Consider the following 1,707-nt stretch of genomic DNA (forward strand, 5'->3'; position numbering starts at 1 on the left):
TAACCGGACTCCCGCATTGGCCAAAAAAACACGAAGTCGCCACGGACGATCAAGCATTGGTGTGATCGGTGGCCATTGATGGGCGGCATCCGGTTACCCACCACCGAGCACCCGCCACACTTCTTTTCACGCAAACATTTCCGGCGTTGCTGTAGTGGCAAAACGTGGCAGTGGTTCAGTTGAGTTTTTTCTTAAGGTATTGAAAATATAAAATTAAACGAAAGAAGGCATGCGCATTTTCAGCACATCCACCCAAGACAAACCGGCATCGATAATCCCTAAAGCAACGGCTGGAACTTGCTTTGTTGTCCAATGAACGCGAATAAAATTATGGACAATCCAGCCAAGATCGAGCGTTCTTTGCAATCCCGTTTTGCTTTTCGCATAAGTATTCGTTTTCCGGCGATAAGCAGAATTTCGGCGTCGAAGCGAGCCATTAAAGGCTTCGACATGATTGGCATGAATATCGGATTCCGAAATATTTTGTTCCGTTTCCGGATGTTCGCGACAAGGTGCCTCGTATTTTGGTCGAGGTTTTTCTGTTTCGCGATTTGAATCGCCTTTATTTTTAATTCTTACTTTGACATTTTTAGGCAATACTTTTGGTGGTCTACCTGGTTTTCCGGTTTTTAATAAGTCGTAACAGATTTCGAATAATATTTTCCCATAACGCCTTTCGCCATCAGTAATAAGGGATAATTCCTCTGTCTGCTCAATAACCTGCACTAAAATTTCTAATGCATTGAGGAATAAGGTTTTTTCATGCTCTCCGCAGTCCATTACCCAAATAAATCGGCTCGCTCTTTCCATAAGGATAATAGTCCAACCCTGAGAGTCTTCAGCAGGGACGTTTTTGTTAATTTTTGTATAAACCTCGTCGCCTTCAATAATTTGAGAAAGAAATTGATTAGCGAGACAATAAAGAAAGATAACATCTTTCATGTCGGCAAATTTTCTTTCCCAGTTTAATAATGTATTTTTTGAAATTTCAAAAACACGGCAAGTCGCATTAAAACTACTACCTTCGGAACGCGACTTTAAGACTTTAATCACAAAGTCAATTGGTTTTCTTAATTTTTCAATAAATGTCCCTTTTGTTTCAGAAAAAACTTGCCCGCAATCAGTACAACGAAAAAGTTTTCGTTCACCATTTTGCATGGTGTTATATTTTCCGGATTCCTTGCACTCTTTAGAACCACAATAAGGGCAAGAGTTAGAATTAAAAAACATTTTCTTTACTCCGTATTTAATTTTATTAGTTAAATGACTATAATCTTATTATAATCATAGGATTAAAATTAGTCAAGCTGAACTGAACCAGTGCCTTTTCATTGCCGCGCAGGCCTTTTATGCGGGCTATGGCTTGATCATCTATTTTTCCGGCACGGAAATGATTCTGTGGTTCGAGAAAGAGGCTTACCTGGACGTCTTGACCTCGACTTTTATCAACCGCAACAGCTATGCCACCTTTGTCGGTTTGGGTGTTTTGACGGTGCTGGCACTGATTCTGCGCTATTTGCGCCGCCTGTTGACGAATGGCTCCGAGGCGCGTTCGCAGTTGCGTGATTTCCTGGAAACGGTGATGTCCTCTGGCTGGCCGTTGGTGGTGGTGCTCTTGTTGTGCTTTCTGGCGCTGCTGCTGACCGAGTCGCGCATGGGGCTGGTGGCTGTGCTGGCGGGCGTGACCGTGCTGCTGCTGGGCTGGGG

At 43.1% G+C, this 1,707-nt stretch carries 2 protein-coding genes; one reads left to right on the top strand and one right to left on the bottom strand.

Going from position 1 to position 1,707, the window contains the following annotated elements; genetic code table 11:
* Positions 1-213: 213 nt before the first annotated feature.
* Positions 214-1,230, bottom strand: a complete 1,017-nt coding sequence (locus VBE63_RS28780; protein ID WP_323686404.1) for an IS1 family transposase — start codon at positions 1,228-1,230, stop codon at positions 214-216.
* Positions 1,231-1,363: 133 nt separating this feature from the next.
* On the opposite strand from VBE63_RS28780, the gene VBE63_RS28785 reads away from it, so the two are divergent.
* Positions 1,364-1,707, top strand: a 344-nt coding sequence (locus VBE63_RS28785; RefSeq protein WP_323686405.1) for a hypothetical protein, incomplete at its 3' end; no start/stop codon positions are given.

Origin of the sequence: Lamprobacter sp., from assembly GCF_034860625.1 — a bacterium.
GTDB lineage: Bacteria > Pseudomonadota > Gammaproteobacteria > Chromatiales > Chromatiaceae > Lamprobacter.

Bases quoted from the DNA above. Each gene is read 5' to 3' on its own strand.
- VBE63_RS28780 (WP_323686404.1), bottom strand. From the start codon at position 1,230: ATGTTTTTTAATTCTAACTCTTGCCCTTATTGTGGTTCTAAAGAGTGC.